Annotated in this window: 16 protein-coding genes; 9 read left to right on the forward strand and 7 right to left on the reverse strand. The window is 62.9% G+C overall.

Features of this window, described 5'->3' with window-relative positions:
• Nucleotides 1–60 precede the first annotated feature (60 nt).
• From BBI10_RS12435 to BBI10_RS12450, 4 genes are all read left to right on the forward strand, one after another.
• Nucleotides 61–360: a hypothetical protein gene (locus BBI10_RS12435; RefSeq protein ID WP_065989066.1), complete on the forward strand. Its 300-nt coding sequence runs from the start codon at nt 61–63 to the stop codon at nt 358–360.
• A complete protein-coding gene (locus BBI10_RS12440) occupies nt 357–1,361 on the forward strand; it encodes a CobW family GTP-binding protein (RefSeq protein ID WP_065988817.1) in 1,005 nt (334 codons plus the stop codon). Before BBI10_RS12435 ends, BBI10_RS12440 begins: the two co-directional genes overlap by 4 nt.
• Nucleotides 1,358–2,551, forward strand: coding sequence for an ABC transporter substrate-binding protein (locus BBI10_RS12445; RefSeq protein WP_065988818.1), 1,194 nt, complete (start codon nt 1,358–1,360; stop codon nt 2,549–2,551). Before BBI10_RS12440 ends, BBI10_RS12445 begins: the two co-directional genes overlap by 4 nt.
• 179 nt (nt 2,552–2,730) lie before the next feature.
• Nucleotides 2,731–7,956 (forward strand): DUF4011 domain-containing protein, encoded by a 5,226-nt coding sequence (locus BBI10_RS12450; protein ID WP_065988819.1) that lies wholly within the window; start codon nt 2,731–2,733, stop codon nt 7,954–7,956.
• 30 nt (nt 7,957–7,986) lie between these two features.
• Here BBI10_RS12450 and BBI10_RS12455 read toward each other — a convergent pair whose 3' ends face one another.
• A complete protein-coding gene (locus tag BBI10_RS12455) occupies nt 7,987–10,473 on the reverse strand; it encodes a hybrid sensor histidine kinase/response regulator (protein ID WP_244160363.1) in 2,487 nt (828 codons plus the stop codon).
• A 452-nt stretch (nt 10,474–10,925) separates the two neighbouring features.
• Here BBI10_RS12455 and copM point away from each other — a divergent pair, with 452 nt between their 5' ends.
• A complete protein-coding gene (gene copM, locus BBI10_RS12460; RefSeq protein WP_065988821.1) occupies nt 10,926–11,267 on the forward strand; it encodes a CopM family metallochaperone in 342 nt (113 codons plus the stop codon).
• 87 nt (nt 11,268–11,354) lie between these two features.
• On the opposite strand, the gene BBI10_RS12465 is transcribed toward copM, so the two are convergent.
• Nucleotides 11,355–11,789 (reverse strand): GNAT family acetyltransferase, encoded by a 435-nt coding sequence (locus BBI10_RS12465; protein ID WP_065988822.1) that lies wholly within the window; start codon nt 11,787–11,789, stop codon nt 11,355–11,357.
• Nucleotides 11,790–11,976: 187 nt separating this feature from the next.
• Here BBI10_RS12465 and BBI10_RS12470 point away from each other — a divergent pair, with 187 nt between their 5' ends.
• Entirely contained in the window at nt 11,977–12,411 is a 435-nt protein-coding gene (locus BBI10_RS12470; RefSeq protein ID WP_065988823.1) for a GlcG/HbpS family heme-binding protein, read from the forward strand.
• Between the two features lie 22 nt (nt 12,412–12,433).
• On the opposite strand, the gene BBI10_RS12475 is transcribed toward BBI10_RS12470, so the two are convergent.
• A complete protein-coding gene (locus BBI10_RS12475) occupies nt 12,434–13,096 on the reverse strand; it encodes an NADPH-dependent F420 reductase (protein WP_065988824.1) in 663 nt (220 codons plus the stop codon).
• A 103-nt stretch (nt 13,097–13,199) separates the two neighbouring features.
• Between BBI10_RS12475 and BBI10_RS12480 the strand changes: the two genes are divergently transcribed.
• Both BBI10_RS12480 and BBI10_RS12485 read left to right on the forward strand, forming a co-directional pair.
• Nucleotides 13,200–14,087: a LysR family transcriptional regulator gene (locus BBI10_RS12480; protein WP_065988825.1), complete on the forward strand. Its 888-nt coding sequence runs from the start codon at nt 13,200–13,202 to the stop codon at nt 14,085–14,087.
• A 577-nt stretch (nt 14,088–14,664) separates the two neighbouring features.
• Nucleotides 14,665–15,039 carry a MerR family transcriptional regulator gene (locus tag BBI10_RS12485; protein ID WP_065988826.1) on the forward strand — a complete coding sequence of 125 codons (375 nt, stop codon included), beginning with the start codon at nt 14,665–14,667 and terminating at the stop codon, nt 15,037–15,039.
• Nucleotides 15,040–15,083: 44 nt separating this feature from the next.
• Here BBI10_RS12485 and BBI10_RS12490 read toward each other — a convergent pair whose 3' ends face one another.
• Entirely contained in the window at nt 15,084–16,262 is a 1,179-nt protein-coding gene (locus BBI10_RS12490) for an MFS transporter (protein WP_065988827.1), read from the reverse strand.
• Nucleotides 16,263–16,364: 102 nt separating this feature from the next.
• The gene (locus BBI10_RS12495; RefSeq protein WP_065988828.1) at nt 16,365–16,922 is read right to left on the reverse strand and encodes a GNAT family N-acetyltransferase; all 558 of its coding nucleotides are present in this window, start codon (nt 16,920–16,922) and stop codon (nt 16,365–16,367) included.
• Between the two features lie 266 nt (nt 16,923–17,188).
• Between BBI10_RS12495 and BBI10_RS12500 the strand changes: the two genes are divergently transcribed.
• On the forward strand, nt 17,189–17,503 hold the full coding sequence (locus tag BBI10_RS12500; protein ID WP_065988829.1) for an RcnB family protein: 315 nt from the start codon (nt 17,189–17,191) through the stop codon (nt 17,501–17,503).
• A 133-nt stretch (nt 17,504–17,636) separates the two neighbouring features.
• Here the strand turns inward: BBI10_RS12500 and BBI10_RS12505 are convergent, their stop codons facing one another.
• Both BBI10_RS12505 and BBI10_RS12510 read right to left on the reverse strand, forming a co-directional pair.
• Complete coding sequence (locus BBI10_RS12505) at nt 17,637–18,020, reverse strand: DinB family protein (protein ID WP_347876468.1); 384 nt, start codon at nt 18,018–18,020, stop codon at nt 17,637–17,639.
• Between the two features lie 190 nt (nt 18,021–18,210).
• The gene (locus BBI10_RS12510; protein WP_065988830.1) at nt 18,211–19,116 is read right to left on the reverse strand and encodes an AraC family transcriptional regulator; all 906 of its coding nucleotides are present in this window, start codon (nt 19,114–19,116) and stop codon (nt 18,211–18,213) included.
• Nucleotides 19,117–19,136: the final 20 nt, after the last annotated feature.

Consider the following 19,136-nt stretch of genomic DNA (forward strand, 5'->3'; position numbering starts at 1 on the left):
CAAGCACAAAGAACATAGCCGCGAATAGCTCATCACCAAATAAAGCAGGAGCGAATGACCATGTGTGGACTCTGCGGCTTGCTGGGCGAAGACGTGCACTGGAGCGACCCCCTCGGCGACGAACTGCCCCGTCGCCGCGAACGCCTGCGCCGGATCGCCGCGATCAACAAGGTGGTGGCGCCGTTTCGTTTGAAGGTGGAGGACTTTCAGGGCGTCTCCTACCTGCTGCTCGGCGCCACCGGCAAGCAGGAACTGGCCAGCGGTCTCGATCAACTGTGGCAACGGGCCGAGCAGTTGATCGGCCGCCCGCTGGACCCACTGGATGAACGACTGCTGGACCATCTGGAGCAGCACCCATGAGCATCGCGCTGAACGTCATCACCGGTTTTCTCGGCAGCGGCAAGACCACCTTGCTCAAGCGCCTGCTGCAGGGCGAAACCCTCGGCGACACGGCACTGTTGATCAATGAATTCGGCGATGTCGGCATCGATCACCTGCTGGTGGAAGAGGTCGCGCCGGACACCGTCCTGCTGCCCAGCGGCTGTGTCTGTTGCTCCATTCGCGGCGAATTGCGCGATGCCCTGACCGACTTGCTTCAGCGCCGGGCAAAAGGTGAAGTGCCCGCGTTCCGACGCATCCTGCTGGAAACCACGGGCCTGGCCGATCCGGCGCCCATTCTCGCCACCATCAACAATGACCCGCACCTGCGCGGGCGGGTGCACATCGGTCTGGTGGTGACGGTGGTCGATGCCAGCCATGCCGCGCTGCAGGAGCGCCTGCACCCGGAATGGATGGCCCAAGTCGCCGCCGCCGACCGACTGCTGATCAGCAAGGCCGACCTCGCCGATGACGATGCGCTGCGATCGCTGCAGCGGCGTTTGCAGTCGATCAACCCCGCGCCGGTGCTGACCACGGATGCCATTCAGAGCGGCGATCAGCTGCTGCTCGGTGACGGGCTGCACAGCCCTGATCCCGCGCAGGAAGTCGCGCGCTGGCACCTGATGGCCGTGTGCTCGGCACCCGCCCGCCACGGCGAAGCGCAGGTCTGCTGCCTGACCTTCGAACGTCCATTGGACTGGGTCGCTTTCGGGGTCTGGCTGTCCATGCTGCTAAGATGCCACGGCGAACGAATCCTGCGCGTCAAAGGACTGCTTAACGTGAACAACAGCCACGCCCCCGTCGTCATTCATGGTGTGCAGCATTGCCTGCATGCGCCGGTGCACCTGCCGCAATGGCCCGGCGACGACCGTCGTTCGCGATTGGTGTTTATCGTGCGCGGGCTGGACACTGCGCTGCTGCGCCGCTCCTTCGAGGCGTTCACCGACCGCCTGGCGCCGGCGCCCCGGGAAGCGCTGGCATGACGGTGACGCTGCGGGTCTTGGGCACTTCGGTGACGCTGCTTGAATCCCTGCGCGTGCGCGCCGAAGAGGACTTGGGCATCAAGCTGGTGTATCAGGTGCATGACGTGCAGACCGCCCAGCGCATCGCGGTCATGCAGCCCGACAGCTACGACCTCTATGACCAGTGGTTCCACAACGTGGATTTCGTCTGGCCCGCCCGCGCCATCCAGCCCATCGATACGCGCCGTGTCGCTTTGTGGCACGAGATCAATGACTTGCCCAAGCGCGGCAGGCTGTCGGCCAGTGACCGGCTCGGCAGCGGCAGCGTGCCCAGCGAGCGCCTGTTCGTGCAGCACGACGGCAGCCTCGGCAGCGCGGTAAGTGAGCGGATCAGCATGTTGCCACTGACCCACAACGCCGACAGTTTCGCCTATCGCCCCGAGCGCCTTCCCGCCGGTTTCAGTTCGGCGGACGAGAGCTGGGGCTGGCTGGTTGATCCGGCGTGGTGCGGGCGGGTGGCGCTGCAAAGCGACGCGGCCATTGGCGCGCTGGACGCTGCACTGGCGGTGCAAGGCGCCGGGCTGGCGCAGTTCAGTGACATCGGCAACCTGAGCATCGAAGAGATCGACGTGCTGGCCGACATCCTCGTGCGCAAGCAGGGGCAGGGCATGTTCGGCGCGTTCTGGTCTGACGATGAAGAAGCGGCGGAGCTGATGTTGCACCCGACCATCGATATCCAGAGCCTATGGTCGCCGACCCTGGTGCGCTTGCATCGCGCCGGCGTGAAATACCGGGTCGCCGTCCCGCGTGAGGGCTATCGCGGCTGGTTCGGCGGGTTGTCCCTGTCACGCCATGCCAAGGGCGCGGTACTCGATGCGGCCTATGCGTACCTGAACTGGTGGCTGTCCGGCTGGCCCGGCGCGGTCATGGCCCGCCAAGGTTATTACATCGGCAACCCGGCGCGCAGCCGCGAACACCTGAGTGCGGCCGAGTGGGATTACTGGTACGCCGGGCTGCCCGCCCGGGAACAACTGATGGGCAGCGACGGCCTGCCGTTGATCGACATTGGCGAAGTGCGCGACGGCGGCTCCTACGAGCAGCGCATGGGCCACATCGCGGTGTGGAATGCGGTCATGGATGAACACAACTACCTGGTGCGCCGCTGGGGGGACATCTCCCGGGCCGGCAGCAAAGGCACGCGCAGGCAGTGAAGCCCTGGCGCGGGCCGTAAGCCGGGGCGTTGCGGACCGCTGCGCTGGCGTCCCTGCAAAATGCCCGGCTGGCTGATTAGCCGATAAACACATTCACAACCGTCGATTACTCATGGACTATAGGCGCCATTTGGCGGCCTCTACAGGAGGCCTGCGCTCGTAGCTTCAGGATCCCGTGAATGAACATCAAGATTGAAGCGCTGATCGCCCGCAAGATCGGCTTCGCCTCCCACCAGAATGCCGTTCCCCTCGTGCGCGAATTGAGCCTCTGGAACCAGGAAGAAACCACCCTTGAAAACCTGGTACTGACCTTAAGCACTGACCCGGACTTCGTTGAAAGCCGAAGCTGGAATATTGACCGCATCCATCCCGGTGATCGCCTCAGCGTCTCTGATCGCGACATCAAGCTGAACGCCGGTTACCTGTCCGGCCTGACGGAAAGCCTGAACGCCGACGTGGTCATGCGCGTGTCCCAGGGCGAGACGGTCCTCGTCGAGCAGCGCTTCCCCACCGAACTGCTCGCCCGCACCGAATGGGGCGGGTTGAGCGCGATGCCGGAGTTGCTCGCCGCGTTCTGCATGCCCAACGACCCCGCAGTGGACCGGGTGCTCAAAGCCGCCTCGCAGGTCTTGCGCCGTGCCGGCAAGAAAGACGGCATCGACGGCTACGAAAGCAAATCCCGCACCCGCACCTGGGAGCTGGCTTCCGCCATCTGGTCGGGGGTGTGCAGCTTCCAACTGAGCTATGCGCTGCCGCCCGCCAGTTTCGAGCAGCAGGGCCAGAAAATCCGACCGCCGAGTGTGGTGCTGGAAAACGGCGTGGCGACGTGCCTGGATACCGCACTGTTGTTCGCGGCCGCGCTGGAGCAGGCCGGGTTGAATGCGTTGCTGGTCATGACCAAGGGGCACGCGTTCGCCGGTGTCTGGTTGCAGCCGCAGGAATTTTCCCAGTTGCTGACCGATGAAGCGTCGGCCGTGCGCAAGCGTCTCGATTTGAAAGAAATGCTGGTGTTCGAGACGACCCTGGCGACCCAGGCGCCGGCGCCGAGTTTTTCCCGTGCGGTGGCTGCCGCCGAACGGGAGCTCGACGATGAGCAGTTCATCATGGCCGTGGATGTGCACCGCGCCCGGATGCAGAAGATTCGCCCGATGGCGCTGGTGTCAGCTGTCCCGGTCGATGGGGCCGACGATGCACCGCCTGTGTTTGAGGGGCTGGAGGAAGCGCCGTCGCTGCCGGGGTTCGATGTCGAGATCAATGAAGACGCCTCGGGCCCGGCCGGGAAACTGACGCTGTGGCAACGCAAACTGCTCGACCTGACCACGCGCAATCGTCTGCTGCATTTGCCGGACAGCGCCAAAGGCGTGCGTCTGCTGTGCCCCGACCCTGCGGCCCTCGAAGACCTGCTCTCCAGCGGTCAGCGCATCCGCGTGGTGGCCGTCCCAGACCTGAAAAGCGGCGGCCGCGATGAGGCCCTGTATGAACAGCAGAACAACGAAAGCCTGGTCGACGAAGTGGCCCGTCAGGCACTGGCGCGCGGCGAAGTCCTGGCCAGTCTGGAGAAGGTCAAGCTGGAAGCCACGCTGATCGACCTGTTTCGCAAGGCCCGCAGCGATCTGGAGGAAGGCGGGGCCAACACGCTGTTCCTTGCCATCGGCTTCCTGAAGTGGAAGAAAAGCGCCGACGACCCGAAAACCTATTCCGCGCCGCTGATTCTGTTGCCGGTCAAACTCGAGCGTAAAAGCGCCTTGTCCGGCGTCACCCTGAGCCTGCTCGACGAAGAGCCGCGTTTCAACCTGACCTTGCTTGAGCTGCTGCGCCACGATTTCGAGTTGATCATTCCCGGGCTGGACGGTGAGCTGCCCAGCGACGGGAGCGGCATTGATGTGGCCGGCATCTGGAACAGCGTGCGCCGGGCCGTGCGCGATATCCCCGGATTCGAGGTGAGCACCGAACTGGTGCTGGGCACCTTCTCGTTCGCCAAATACCTGATGTGGAAAGACCTGAACGCCAACGCGGCGCAGCTGCTGCAAAGCCCTCTGGTCAAGCATCTGCTGGACCCCGACACGGCGGGAGAAGGCTTTTCCGGTTCGGCCGAATTCCCCCGGCCCGAGCGTCTGGATGCGACCGTGACGCCGGCGCAGCTGTTCGCACCCTTGCCGGCCGATTCGTCGCAAGTGGCAGCGGTGGTGGCATCGGCCAACACCCATAGCTTTGTCATGGACGGTCCGCCCGGCACCGGTAAATCCCAGACCATCGCCAACATGATTGCCCACAACCTGGCCCTCGGCCGGCGCGTGCTGTTCGTGGCGGAGAAACGCGCGGCCCTTGACGTGGTGTTTAGGCGCCTGGCGGAAAAGGGCCTCGGCGAGTTCTGTCTGGAGCTGCATTCCAGCAAGGCGTCGAAGGTTGAAGTGCTTAAGCAGCTGGACCGCGCCTGGGACGTGAGTGAAGCGTTGAGCGCCGAGGAATGGGAGCGTGAAGCCGCGCGGTTGCAGGCCCTGCGCTCACGGCTCAATCAGCTGGTCGACGTGCTGCACCGACGCTGGGATAACGGCCTGACCCTACACCAGTCCATCGGCCGGGTGGTTCGCGATCACAGCCCGCAGACGCCAAGGCTGGCCTGGGAAACGGGCACGGAACACGATGGGGCCGAGTACGCCGGGTTGCTGGATCTCGCCCGTCGCCTGGGACTCAATGGCAGTGCCGCCCGCGACCTGTCAGGTAAGTTTGGCGCCCTGGCGCAGACCCAATGGTCGAACGCCTGGCAGGCACAGATTGCCGGTGCCGCACGGGAAGTGCCCCCGTCCCTCGATGAATTGAACGCCGCCAGTGAGCGGCTGCTGGCACTGACCCACGTGCCGTTGCCGGTGGCTGAAGTGGCTCAGGTCCAGCAGCTGCATGATCTTGTCTCCCTGATCCTTGAATCCCATGGCCTGAACCTGTCGTTTGCCTTTGCACCCGACGCTGCCGCGCGTATCGAAGCCGCCCGGCGCAGTTGCCAGTTGCTCGAGAGCTATCGGGAGCTTGAAGAGACCCTGTCACTGGATTACGCCGATGAAGCGTGCCGCCGTGTGCCGGTCGCGCAACTGCGCAATGAGTGGCACGACGCCGAGGGCAAGTTCTGGTTCCTGGGAACGCTGGCCCAGAAAAAGGTGGCGAAGAAACTCGCCTCTCTCGGTGGCGCGGCGGGCCTGCCGGACACCGTCGGAGACCTCGCTATTTTTGAGCGCCTGCACGCCCAGCTGCTGGAAATGGACGCGTTGGCCAGCGACATGCAATCGATCCCTGGCTGGCAAGGGCTGAAGAGCGACCCGGTGCGCACGCTGCAGGCCGTGACCCTGGCCGAGGGGTTGCGCGGCAGGCTGATCGGGATGGCCGAATCACCCGAACACCTGGTTGCCTTGCGCGGCGCCGTGGCGCGTCTGGTGATCGACGCGAACGACATGCTGGCGCCGAATGGCCAACTCGCTACCGCGGTATCGACCTTGCAGCAGGGGTTGTCCCGCGTTGAGGCGGCCGTGCGTTTGTTCGCCGCGCTGGCGTGCACAAGCACTCAAACGTCCCTGAGCGTGGCGACACTTCGGGCGACGTCACTTGCCATCCAGCAGCAGGAAGAGCAGCTCAAGGCGTGGTGCGACTGGTGCCGGGTGCGCGAACAGGCGGCCGAGGCCGGCCTGGCCAATCTTGCCAAGGAACTGGAAGTCGGCAGTCTGTTGCCGTCTGCCACCGAGGAGACCTTCGTCACGGCCTATGCCCATTGGTTCGCCACCCAGGGCATCGACGGCGAACCGTTGCTGCGCAATTTCGTCGCGGCCGAGCACATGAGTGACATCAGCACCTTCGTGCGCCTGGACGACGAGCTGGCGAAACTGACCGTGCGCTATATCCGCGCCAAACTCTGCGGATTGATTCCGTCCAAGAACGACATTCCCAAAAGCAGCGGCTTTGCCATTCTCAAACACGAGCTGCAGAAGTCGCGCCGGCACAAACCGGTCCGGCAGCTGGCGATCGAGATGGGCGATGCGCTGAATTGTCTGGCCCCTTGCATGCTCATGAGCCCGTTGTCGATTGCGCAGTTCCTGCCCGCCGATCAGCCGCCGTTCGACCTGGTGATCTTCGACGAGGCGTCGCAAATCGCGCCGTGGGACGCCATTGGTTCGATTGCCCGGGGCAAGCAGGTGATCATCGCCGGTGACCCCCGGCAGATGCCGCCCACCAACTTCTTCAACCGTGGCCCGAACGCCGGTGACGACGACACCGCCGAAGACATGGAAAGCATCCTCGACGAATGCCTGGGGGCAGGGGTGCCGAGTCACAGTCTGAGCTGGCACTACCGCAGTCGCCATGAAAGCCTGATTGCCTTCTCCAATCACCGTTATTACGACAGCAACCTGATCACCTTCCCGGCCGCGGAAACCCGCGCCAGTGCGGTCGAGTGGCGCAAGGTCGAGGGCGTCTACGCGAAAGGCAACGGGCGTTACAACCAGGCCGAAGCCCAAGCTATCGTCGATGAAACCGTCAAGCGCCTCACCGACCCCGGGTTTGTGGCGGCGGGGTATTCCATCGGCATCATCACCCTCAACTCCGATCAGCAGAAGCTGATCAACGACCTGCTGGACGCGGCCCGCAAGCAATACCCGCAGATCGAGCCGTTCTTCCAGGACACCCAGACCGAGCCGGTGGTGGTCAAAAACCTAGAAACGGTCCAGGGCGACGAGCGTGACCTGATCATGCTCGGCATTGGTTATGGCCCCACCGAACCCGGTGCGCCGGTGATGTCGATGAACTTCGGGCCGCTCAACAAAGACGGCGGCTGGCGCCGGCTCAACGTTGCCATCACCCGGTCCCGGCGGGAAATGCTGGTGTTCACCTCGTTCGATCCGTCGATGATCGACCTCAATCGGACCAACGCGCGGGCCGTGCGGGATTTGAAGCACTTCATCGAGTTCGCTCAACGTGGGCCGAAAGCGCTGGCCGAGGCGATACAAGGCTCGGTCGGCGGCTATGACTCGCCGTTCGAGGAGGCGGTCGCCCAAGGGCTGCGGCGTCTGGGCTGGCAGGTCGTACCGCAGATCGGCGTGTCACGGTTCCGCATCGATCTGGGCATCGTTCACCCTGATCGTCCGGGCGACTACCTGGCGGGTGTTGAGTGCGACGGTGCCACCTATCACAGCGCGGCCACTGCCCGGGACCGGGACAAAGTGCGCGGGGCGATTCTCACCGGACTGGGCTGGAACCTGCTGCGGCTGTGGTCCACCGACTGGTGGGTGGATAAACACGGGGCGTTGCAAAAGCTGCACGTCGCGCTGAACGATCTATTGGATCAATCACGACGGGACAGCGCGGCCGAATGGGTTGATGAAGCCGTCGCTGCGCCGGCAGTGGCCGACAAGGACCCGGTGTAAGGGGCCTGATCGGCGCGTGCGGAGTGAGGGTTACATCGGCGTGTTCATCAGTTCGCGCACGCGAGCGGCCAGTGTTTCAATGGCGAAGGGCTTGGTCAGCACATGCATGCCAGGCTCAAGCTGGTTGGCGCCGATGGCCGCGCTTTCCGCGTAGCCGGTGATGAACAGCGTTTTGAGTCCCGGACGGAGTTCGCGCGCGGCGTCGGCCATCTGGCGTCCGTTCATCCCGCCGGGCAAGCCCACATCGGTGACGAGCATGTCGACGCGCACGTCCGAGCGAAGCAGCGTCAGTCCGCTGGCACTGTCCGCCGCCTCCATGACGGAATAGCCCAGCTCGCCCAGCACCTCTGTCACCAGCATGCGCACCGTGGGTTCATCGTCCACAACCAGAATCGTCTCGCCAATGCCAGCCGTCTGGGTGGCGGCATTCGGGATGTGCGCTTCATTGGCGCCGGGATTCCCGTGGTGGCGGGGCAGGTAGATGCACAGCGTGGTGCCTTGCCCGACCACAGAGGCGATGCGAACCTGCCCCCCGGATTGCTTGGCGAAACCGTAAATCATCGAGAGGCCCAGTCCCGTGCCCTGGCCGATGGGTTTGGTGGTGAAGAAAGGGTCGAATGCTTTCGCCACGACGTTGGCCGGCATGCCGGTCCCGGTGTCGGTGACGCTGAGGGTCAGGTATTCGCCCTCGGAGACCTCCAGCAGCGGCGCTTCGGTGGAGCCCACGACCTGCCAGCGGGTTTCGATGGTGATGCTGCCACCGTCCTGCATGGCATCCCGCGAGTTGATGCACAGATTCAGCAGCGCATTTTCCAGCTGGCTCGCGTCGACCAAGGCCACGCAGCTGTCCGGCGAGCCGACGGTCTGCACGGTGATGCTGGGGCCCACGGTGCGCTGAATCAGCTCGGTCATGCCCTCGACGAGGCTGTTGATCTCGGTAGGGCGGGGATCGAGTGTTTGCCGGCGGGAGAACGCCAGCAGTCGGTGGGTCAGGGCGGCAGCCCGCTTGGTGGCGCCTTGCGCCGTCGTGAGGTACCGGTCGACATCCGTCAGACGACCCTGGGCAAACCGTGCGCTCAACAATTCCAGCGAGCCGGAGATGCCCGCGAGCAAGTTGTTGAAGTCATGGGCAAGCCCGCCCGTGAGTTGACCCACTGCTTCCATTTTCTGCGACTGGCGAAGTTTCTCTTCGGCCTGCATCAAGGCTGCGGTGCGTTCAGCCACGCGCTGTTCAAGGGTGTCGTTGAGGGTGCGCAGGGCGGCGATCGCCAGGTCGCGCTGGGCTTCCACCGAACGCCGCTCTTCCACATCGATCAAGACACCCGGAAAACTGAGGGGGACGCCGTCCTCGCTGAAGTTGACGCGCCCGTTGGCCTCGATCCAGTAGTATTTGCCGTCCGCCCGACGCACCCGGTATTGATGGGCGTAGGCGCCGCCGCGGCTAATGGCTTCGTTGATCGCCGCCATCAGTCCGGCCCGGTCTTCCGGGTGCACAGTTTCCACCACTTGTTGCAGGCTGAGCCCTTCGTGGCCCAGCATCGGGTCGAGTCCAAATGCCCGGGCGAAGGCTTCGTCCACGGTGAAACTGTCGCTGGGCAGCTCCCAGTGCCACGTGCCGAAAATCGCCCCGGCCTCAAGCGCCAGCTGCACGCGCTCGACGTTGGCGCGGGCGATGGCTTCGCTCTGGCGCAAACGTTCCTCGGCATCCCGCCGCCCCGTCACGTCATTGAAGATGATCGCGATCTGACATTCGGCGGGATCGCCGACGGGCACGGCGCGCACGTCAAACCAGCGCTGAAAGGCTTTGGCATAGCTTTCGAAGGTGGCCGGCACGCGCGTCTTGGCCACACGTCCGTAGGTGTCGAACCAGAACTGCTCGAGGTCGGGCGCAAACTCCGTGACCCACTTCCCGCGCAGGTTGACCCCAGCCTCGCGTTCAAAGGCCGGATTGGCCTCGACAAAGCGGTAATCGACAGGGGTTTCGTTAGCGTCGAACTTGACCTGGACGATGGCGAAGGCGGCCTCGATGGTTTCCAGAATGGTCCTGAACCGCTCCTCGCTCTGACGCAGGGCCGCTTCGGTGTCGCGGATGGGCGTGAGGTCGAGCATCGCGCCGATCATGCGCACCGCCTGGCCTTGAGCATCCCGGATGACGTGCCCGCGGTCGAGGACCTGGGCGTACGTGCCGTCCACCCTTCGAAACCGGTACTCTTCGCTCCAGCCTGTCAGCCTGCCGTCTATCACGTCGTGGATCGAGGTGACGATGCGCTGCCTGTCATCGGCGTGAATCTGTGCCATCCACCAGTCGCCGGTCATGGCGATGGTGGCGAGCGGATGCCCGTAGACCCGTTCCAGGGCGTCGTTCCACAGGACGTGGTTGTCTTTCAGGTCCCAGTCCCAGATGGCATCGTTGGTGGCCTTTACCGCGAGGCGGTAGCGGGTCTGAGCCTCTTCGATCGCTTGCTCGGCCACGCCGTCGACTGCGGGCTCAACCGCAGTGTCGATCGAGCCCGCCATCGCATTCTGTCGAATGCCGGTGCACAGGCTTTCCAGCCTGAGGGCTTCACTTTTCTTCAATGCCGAACGCAACTGCATGACTTCAGCCTCAAGGGCTTCCCGGGTCAAATGCTTCAAGTGTCCACCTGTAAACGTAACGTTATGACCTGAGACCGAGGGGCGCCATCGGCCCTCCGGGACTGCATCAGCCGGTTGATCCAGCAGTATCGGCGGCCAGCGTTTTACGCTGCATGCTGGCAGAATGCAATTCGGCTTCAGAAAGGACTCGCGCAGAAAGCCAAAGGTTCCAGCCACAGGGTTGATTTGCCAGACCCGACGGGGCGTCTGTTCCGTTGGTTTTGGCGGTGTTGATCGAGCCTGCGGCGATGGGCTGCTCAATGCCCTTGACCTTGCCGCAGTGGAAAGGTCTAGCGTGACCGCTTCGTCTCAACCCTCATCCAGGATGCTTCGTCATGAAAAAGATTGCCGCCGTTGTCAGCGTGATTGCTCTGCTTGCCGTAACCGCCGTCAGGGCCGATCAGGCGGAGGACGTCAAACAGATGCATGAGGCCTACCAGCAATCGATGGGCGCCATGAAAGACGACATGCATCACGGGATGATGAGCGACGACCCTGACGTTGCCTTCGCGGCGGGCATGCTGCCTCACCACGAAGGCGCAGTGGAGATGGCGAAGATCGAGCTCAAATACGGCAAGGATCCGGAGATGCTGGAACTGGCCCGCAAGATTGTGGCGGCGCAGGCGGCGGAAATTGCGCAGATGAAGGCCTGGCTGAAAGCGCATCCGGCCAAGTAAAGCGGCAAAACCCTGCGCCCCTGATCAGGGGCGCTGATGTCCGCCCATGCGGCGTGGCAGGGCAACGCAGGCGCTGCTGCGTGCGCATCAACCCGTGATGTTCGAGTCGATTTTCTTGCCCATGCTGATGCGCGGTTCGGTTGAGTAACCCACAGACTCATAGAACGCCTGGACGCTGGCATTGATGCTGACGATCTGCAGGTTGATTTTCATGCACCCCTGCAATGTCAGGGCGTGCTCGGCATGACGAACCAACTGCACGCCCACGCCTTTTCTGCGATGTGAGGGGTGCACCGCCACCGCATACAGCCATCCACGGTGCCCGTCGTACCCGGCCAGAACAGTACCCACCACCTCATTGTCCGTCAGGGCGACAAAGAACAGACCGTCCGCAACGGCCAGCTTTTTGTCGATGGCGAGGCCGGGCGTGTTATGGGCGGTTTCGTAGCCGAATACAGCGTTCCAGAGTTCGATCACGGCCTGGCGATGCAGCGCGTCGGAGTAGTTGGTAATGGCAACCATGGTCAGGCTCCTTATTCAGCGGTAGTGGGCGAAGGGATTTTCTGCGCTGGCACTCGCGACTTATCGTCCCGAGACCAGTGCCAGCCGACAGGCCAGCAATACCGAGAGATCAATCATCACGTCTCTTTTTTTCGATTTTCACCACGTGCGTCGCGCCTACACCAAACACACTTTCGAGATTTGAACGATGAGCTCTTTGACTCCGCTTTACATCAGCGCCGCCACTGTTTGTAGAACAGCCCCCGAGGCGCTCGCCTATGCAGCCATTGGCGCTGCTGAAAAAATGGGGATTGCCGTTTCCGTGGCTGTTGTCGATGCAGGTGGCGCCATGAAATGGTTCTCCCGGTCAGATCAGGCGCCTTTTCTGACCGCCGACGCTGCCATCGATAAAGCCTGGACAGCGGCCTCTTACGGTTATCCGACCCATGTGTGGAATGAGTACCTCGCCGATCCAAAGCTTCAGCCCTTGTCCAAGCTCCCTCGATTCCTCGCGCTTGGGGGTGGATACCCGCTCATTAGCAGCGGCAAGCTGACCGGCGGCATTGGTGTCTCTGGCGGCACCTATCTGCAGGATCAGCAGATTGCCGAGGCAGCCATTCGGGCGATCGGGTTCGACCTGTAACCGGTATGAATGGGTCGATTGATCAGTGGCGCCAAGACCCGTGTGGCAATTCCACGTGCCTTTGAGCCTTGGCCAGCGCGGCCTTCAGCGCCTCCTTGCTTAACGGAATGCAGTAAGCGGGCTTGGCCCGTTCGAATCGCCAGCTTTCATCGAGGTTGCCGGCGTCGACCGCGTCAAATCCCACCTCGTCCAGTAGCCGGACGGCCAGCGCCTTCGCCCCAGGGTCATCGGCGGCCACCGGCAAGGCACGTCGGTCGTGCGCTTTAACTGGGCGAGCATCGCGCATCAGGTCATCGGCCAGGATCGCATTGAACACCTTCACCACATGGGCGCGAGGCAGATGCTCGGCGAGCAGCCGGCTGGTGGTGGTTTCGAACCTGTCCAGCGCCGGGATAGGGCCATCCTGGTCGGGATAGTAGTTGTTGGCATCCAGCACCGTTTTACCCGCAAGCCATTCGGCGGGCAGGGTGGGGTAGTGCTTGAAGGGAATCGCCACGAGAACAACATCGCCAAAGCGTGTCGCATCTTGGATGGTGCCAATTTGAGCCTGCGGGATCTCGGTGGCCACATTTTCCAGGGTTTCAGGCCCGCGCGAATTGCTGATCATGACTTCATGGCCAGCCGTGATGAACAACTGCGCCACTGCGCGCCCGATGAAGCCTGCCCCGATGATGCCGATGCGCATGTGATAACTCCGATGATGTGCTGGAAGCGGCCATGATGATTGCGAACCAGCGGCAGATAAATAATCATCAGGCACATAGTCTCGCTACCAGGAGTGTTGAATCATGGACCGTCTCAGCAGCATGGAAGCCTTCGTCACGGCGGCGGAGTGCGGGTCTTACGCCAAAGCGGCCGAGCGAATGGGGCTGTCGCCGCAGATGGTCGCCAAACACGTCGCTGCGCTAGAGCATCGGCTCGGCGCGCGGTTGCTGAACCGCACCACTCGACGCCAGAGCCTGACCGAACTGGGCCAGGCGTATCTGGAGCGTTGCAAACACATTCTCAGTGAAGCGAGAGCGGCGGATTCCCTTGGGGAGATGATGAATGACACCCCGCGCGGCAAGCTGAAAATCAGCGCGCCCATCACCTTCGGCTCCTCTCGCCTCATGCCCTTCGTCACGACATTCCTGCGGCTGCACCCCGAGATTGAAATCGATCTGCAGTTGACCGATCGCTTCGTTGATCTGGTGGAGGAGGGGTTTGACATCGCATTCAGGATCGGCCCGGTGGAGGTGTCCAGCCTGACCGCCCGGCCGTTGGCGCCTTACCAACTGGTGGCCTGCGCGGCGCCTGGCTATCTGGCAGAACGCGGTGTGCCGCAACGTCCGCAGGACCTGAGCCAGCATGAGTGCCTGGGCTACGCCTGGTGGTCGCAGCCGACTGACCGCGAGTGGGTGTTCTGCAAGGGCTCGACGGTGGCGCGGGTTCAGGTGGCCAGTCGATTGAGGGTCAACGAGAGCCGCGCGCTGCTCTCGGCCGCGCTGGACGGCTTCGGCATCGTGCTCGGCCCGCTGATATTCCTGGAGCCTGCCTTGCGCAGTGGCGAGCTGGTGCGAGTATTGCCTGACTATGAGGCGCCGAGCCGGCCCCTGCATATGCTGTACACCGGCAGCCGGCAGCGAACGGCCAAGCTGCGCCGGTTTATTGATGCGGCGCTGCTGCGGTTCGGTTGAGCGCTTCGTGCAGGTGGGCGCCGCGCTTGGTTCGAGGACTCAGCTATTCCGTTTAGTGCCCCCCCGGACGACGCTGGCGCCTGTTTCTCCCTCTGGCTGGCTTGTCCTGAATGCCAGACCGGCCAGACCTGTGCAACAACAAACAGCACCTCGAAAACCGTAAACCCGAGAATCAGAAAACTCGCTCCCTGAGCGACTGCATAAAGCTGCCAGGCCGCAAACAGCGCCCTTGCCAGTGCGTCGTATAACCCGACGCGACGGCTCGGTTGCGCGAGGCGCCACAACGACCAGACCACCACCACGCTGCCAAGCAGATTGGCGAACAGCATCCCGTTGACGTCCAGCACAGGCACGGGCCGCTCCAGTGCCAGAGCGGCCGAAAGCGCGGCAAAGGCGCTGAACACCCATGTTGCAGTCCAGGGCGTCATGAAGCCTGCCGTCATTATCAAGTCGTAAACGGCGCTGCCTCTGACAAGGTGCCTGTTGGTCTTTGCGTTGATCATGATCATCCCTCAGAGTTGAGCCCGCAGGCTAAAGCCTGGTCTTAGGTCCAGAGTCAACGTGAGCATTGAACGTTATGAAAATAGGTGAAGTGGCACTGCACGCTGGCGTGTCTGTGGACGCGTTGCGGTTTTATGAGGAGAAAGGCCTGATCAAGCCCCGGCGCAGTGCCAATGGCTACCGGCATTATCCGCAGGAGACCCTGCAGCTGGTGGGGTACATCAAGCTGGCGCAGCAACTGGGGTTTTCGCTGAAGGAGATCGGCGAAAACCTGCCGTTGCTGTGGAACAGCGAGCAGGTCTCCAGCGACCTGCTCGCTCGATTATTCAGCGAGAAAATCGCGTTGCTGGACGAGCGCATCGGGCAGATGCACGCGCTGCGCAATCTGTTGGCCGAGCGGGCCGGGCAGGTCTGTCCGCTGTTGGGCAATGGCGCCGCTGACTCGCCCTGAAGGGGGCATCACCTGGCAATGCCCGGCCGTCCCTAACGCCGCTTTCAGTCGCACAGCGCCTGGCTGCGACGCATCGCTATCGGCCGCACCAGGCTCAGCAATCCTGCCAGGGCCATGGCCGCACCGACCCAGAGCGGCGAGCGCAAACCCAGGCCTGCGTCGATCGTCACACCGCCCGCCCAGCTACCGAACGCCAGCCCGGCGGTGATGACCGAGGTGTGCATGATGTTCACCAGCGCGCCGGGCTCGGCCGCTTTCATGACGCGCGCCACCATCGCAGGATTCAGTGCCACACCGGTCAGTCCGAGGGCAAGGAAGCACATCAGGTTGAGCCACAGATGATCCCCGGCCAGGGCGAAGCCCGATAACGCCAGCACCATGATTGCCAAGCCCCAGCCGACGATCGCCATCATGTAGCGATCCGCCAGCCGGCCCACCACCCAGTTGCCCAGCACGTTCGCGACGCCGTACAGCGCCAGCAGCGGTGCGACGAATTTCGGCGCGACGCCGACTTCCTGAATCAAAATGGGCGTGCAATAGCTGAAGGCGGCAAACGTAGCGCCGATGATCAACCCGCTGGTGACGTACGCCGCCCAGAGGGGCGGGTTATTCATGTCGGCGACTTGTTGGCGCAGTGGCGGTTCGCTGCCGTTGGCGCTCGCCGGCAGGCGCTTGCTCGCCAGCACCGTGCACAGCATCGCCAGCACCACCACCAGCCAGGCGCTCGCACGCCAGCCAAAGTGTTGCTCGACCCCTGTAGTCAGCGGCACGCCTACGACCGGGGACAGCATCAGCCCGGCAAGGACCACCGACACCGCCCGACCGCGACGTTCCGGCGTCACGAGGCCTGCGCACACCGTCATGCACAAACCGATGCAGACGGCACTGGAGATGCCCATGACCACGCGAGCAGCAGCGAGCACCAGATAACTTTGCGCGGCCGCTGCGACTGCGCCGGCGACCACATAACAGACGAGCAGCGCGATCAAAGAGCGTTTGTTGCTGACGCCTTTTGACAGCAGCAGGACGGTCACAAGCGGGCCGCCGATCGCCATGCCCAAGGCGTAAAAGGCGATCAGGTTGCCGACCTGGGCGAGACTGACCGAGAACGCGTCGGCCAGTGCCGGCATCATGCCGGCGACCATGAACTCGGCCGTCACCAGCGAGAAAATCGTCAGGCCCAGAAGGTAGACGGTGGAGGGGAGCTTGCTGCGGCTGGACATGGGGTTCCCGAGGGGTAAAGAAGGCCGGCTACCCTAGGGATTGAGACGGGGCAGGTCAACAGGCAATCAAGTCACTGTCCCGGGAAAACAGTGGCGGTTGCATCATCCCGAGGCCCGCGCTTGCATCGCCAGCCATTCCTCGCGGGTCAATTCCCAGAGTTCTTGAACCATCGGACCCGAGACGAAATGGCCGTCCCGGCGCTCGATCAGTCGCATGCCTTCGCGCTGAGAAATCCTTCGCGAGGCATCATTGCCCGCCGCCTTGGGCACCTGCATCACTGGCCGCTGCAGCGTTTCGAACCAGAAGGCGTTGACCACCTCGCACGCCTCCTGGATATAGCCCTGGCCGCGCCACTGCGGCGCGAGCCAGAAACCCCTGTGGTTTTTGAGCTGATCGTGCAGGCTGATGCAGCCGATCACCCGCGCCGGTTCGCCGATCAGGCGTATCGTCCAGTGCCATTCGCTTCCCTCTGCCGCAGCAGGAAGCGCGACGTCGCGGATGTAGGTCAGTGCGCCGTCTTCGGGATAGGGCCATGGCACATGGCTGTCCAGATACCGGACCACGTCCCACTGGGGAAACACCTGTTGAATCGCGGGCGCATCTGTCAACAGCAGCGGGGCGAGTATCAGTCGAGCCGTGTGGAGCGTGGGGCTGTCCATGTGGGTTTCTCCCTGCAAACAGTGCAGCGACATTGATGCCCTATTCATTGGGCAGAGAACAAGCGTCCGGCCACTGGCTCCCGGACATTGTTGATCGCCAGCTTCTGGTCTCGGCTGTTGCTCCGCTGGCAAGCACACGAAAGTCGATGGGAGCGTATGGCACCTGATCCGATCGAACTCCTCCGAATCAGTCCCGGTCTGAGCATGACGGATGCACCGTCACCCTTTATTCATTAAATGGCACTCGTCTGCCAGAGGATCTGATCATGCTCGGAAAGAAATACCTCCCTCATCTGCTGTTCACCGCCGTATGCGCCGTCAGCAGCTTTTCGTACGCTGCCGAACAGCCAAGCGTGACGATGGATCGGCCGGGAGCAGGGGTCAAGGAAATCAAGGAAGGCGATAACGCCCCTGACCAGTACCAACGTCCGAGCCTCGCCGTTAAAGACTGGCGCGCACGCCACCTGACTGCACCGGACAAGAACCAGCAGTGGGTGGAAATCAAGGACAAATACGCGTTGATTGACATCCCTACCGGGACGATCAAACAGATGGTGCCGAAGGCCAAGGGGCACAAGTAACGCCGTTGGCTGAGACCCCATTTCTCAGTCAACGAATGAAGGCGTGACGTCTGACGCCTTCCCGGCTAAAGCCGGTCCTACAGTGGGCTCACCGCTAGCCTGACTAGATGTGTGTGGTCTGGTAGGACCGGCTTTAGCCGGGAAGAGGCCTGTCGGCGGCCCTCAAGGGCAAATCCCCATCCAGATAAAATTCATCCAGTTGTGGCGGTGATATGCGGGTACCGGACAGCATGGCGTGAACCTGTCCACGGTGGTGAATCTGATGCTGGAATAAGTGCAGCAGCAAGCGATCCACCTGTTCAGGAATAATGCCTGCTGCCCGCACCACGCGCGCTCGACTGCTCAAGACGTCCTCACTCAAGCCTTCGCAATAGGTGACAAGTCGGGCGTCGGCCCCGGATTGGAGCTGGACCAGTTGCTGAATCGACAGATTCTCGGGCAGGTTCTGTCGTTGGCCCTTCAGATCAAACGTCAGTGCCGCCAGGTAAAACTGATCGACATCAAGAATGTGCCGCAATGTCAGCTCGATCGAGGGAAAAAACCTGTTCGCGGCGCCAGGTATTCTTCGTCGCTTAAGCCAAGGCATGCCGAGAGCAAGCGCCGGTTAGACCATTGATTATTGTGTGCCTGCGCCAGATAGCTGTTCATCCGAGGGCCCCGTGTAGATGGCTGGAACGACAAATCGTATTGAATGTGCGGGCGGTCAGTCACCCACCGTCTCCTTCCCGCGAGTACCGACCCGGCGCGCGCCCGGTGTAGCGGTTGAATGCCACGCTGAACGCGCTCACCGAGCCGTAACCCACGCGCTGTGCAATCCCGGCAATGTCCTCCACGCGCTCACGCAGCAGCTTTTTTGCCAGCGCCATTCTCCACGCCAACAGATACGCCATGGGTGGCATACCCAATGCGTTCTGAAAACGCTCGAAGAACGTCGAACGCGACAGGGCGGCTTCCCTCGCCAGTTGTTCCACGGTCCACGGGCGGCCCGGATGCCCGTGCATTTGCCGCAATGCCACCGCGAGGCGTTCGTCGCCCAGTCCGCGTAATAATCCGGGTGGCGCCGCTTCGGTGGCGGTGCAACGCAGCGCCTCTATAAACAGCACTTCCAGCAAATGGGCGAGGATCACGTCCCTTGCTGGCCGCTGAGCCCGGGCTTCCCCGGTCACCAAGCCAACCAGCGTCGCCAGTCGGGGCTCGCCGCGCACGTGGATCAGTTGCGGGAGCAGCGAGACCAATAAAGCAGCGTCCGGCGATCCGAAGGTGCAGTGACCTACCAACAACTGAACGTCGACGGGCACATCGGGCGGGCCGACACGAATGTCCCGTGGACGGACCTCGACGGGAACCCGTTCAGCGTCACCCTCCAGAACGGGCTGAAGGCTCATCATCTCGAAATCGTAAGCCGCCGGGATCAGCACAAAGTCGCCTGCCTGCAGGGTCATCGGCAACTGCCCGGCCACCGAAAGCCTCGACTCCCCTTGTAAAATCGCGCAGTAAAAAGGCTGGCCGTGTACGGAGCGCTGCACCCGCCAGGCGCCGGCGCCGTTGACGATTTTGGACAGTGAAGCGCTGGGTTGCAGCAGGGTGACCACTTCAGCGAGCGGATCGAGCATTCCGGACTCCTGCAAAAGAA

This window comes from Pseudomonas graminis, assembly GCF_001705435.1.
GTDB lineage: Bacteria > Pseudomonadota > Gammaproteobacteria > Pseudomonadales > Pseudomonadaceae > Aquipseudomonas > Aquipseudomonas graminis_B.

Coding starts and splice junctions, on each gene's coding strand:
- BBI10_RS12435 (WP_065989066.1), top strand. CDS start 61: ATGTGTGGACTCTGCGGCTTGCTGGGCGAAGACGTGCACTGGAGCGAC.
- BBI10_RS12440 (WP_065988817.1), top strand. CDS start 357: ATGAGCATCGCGCTGAACGTCATCACCGGTTTTCTCGGCAGCGGCAAG.
- BBI10_RS12445 (WP_065988818.1), top strand. CDS start 1,358: ATGACGGTGACGCTGCGGGTCTTGGGCACTTCGGTGACGCTGCTTGAA.
- BBI10_RS12450 (WP_065988819.1), top strand. CDS start 2,731: ATGAACATCAAGATTGAAGCGCTGATCGCCCGCAAGATCGGCTTCGCC.
- BBI10_RS12455 (WP_244160363.1), bottom strand. CDS start 10,473: ATGGCGGGCTCGATCGACACTGCGGTTGAGCCCGCAGTCGACGGCGTG.
- copM (WP_065988821.1), top strand. CDS start 10,926: ATGAAAAAGATTGCCGCCGTTGTCAGCGTGATTGCTCTGCTTGCCGTA.
- BBI10_RS12465 (WP_065988822.1), bottom strand. CDS start 11,789: ATGGTTGCCATTACCAACTACTCCGACGCGCTGCATCGCCAGGCCGTG.
- BBI10_RS12470 (WP_065988823.1), top strand. CDS start 11,977: ATGAGCTCTTTGACTCCGCTTTACATCAGCGCCGCCACTGTTTGTAGA.
- BBI10_RS12475 (WP_065988824.1), bottom strand. CDS start 13,096: ATGCGCATCGGCATCATCGGGGCAGGCTTCATCGGGCGCGCAGTGGCG.
- BBI10_RS12480 (WP_065988825.1), top strand. CDS start 13,200: ATGGACCGTCTCAGCAGCATGGAAGCCTTCGTCACGGCGGCGGAGTGC.
- BBI10_RS12485 (WP_065988826.1), top strand. CDS start 14,665: ATGAAAATAGGTGAAGTGGCACTGCACGCTGGCGTGTCTGTGGACGCG.
- BBI10_RS12490 (WP_065988827.1), bottom strand. CDS start 16,262: ATGTCCAGCCGCAGCAAGCTCCCCTCCACCGTCTACCTTCTGGGCCTG.
- BBI10_RS12495 (WP_065988828.1), bottom strand. CDS start 16,922: ATGGACAGCCCCACGCTCCACACGGCTCGACTGATACTCGCCCCGCTG.
- BBI10_RS12500 (WP_065988829.1), top strand. CDS start 17,189: ATGCTCGGAAAGAAATACCTCCCTCATCTGCTGTTCACCGCCGTATGC.
- BBI10_RS12510 (WP_065988830.1), bottom strand. CDS start 19,116: ATGCTCGATCCGCTCGCTGAAGTGGTCACCCTGCTGCAACCCAGCGCT.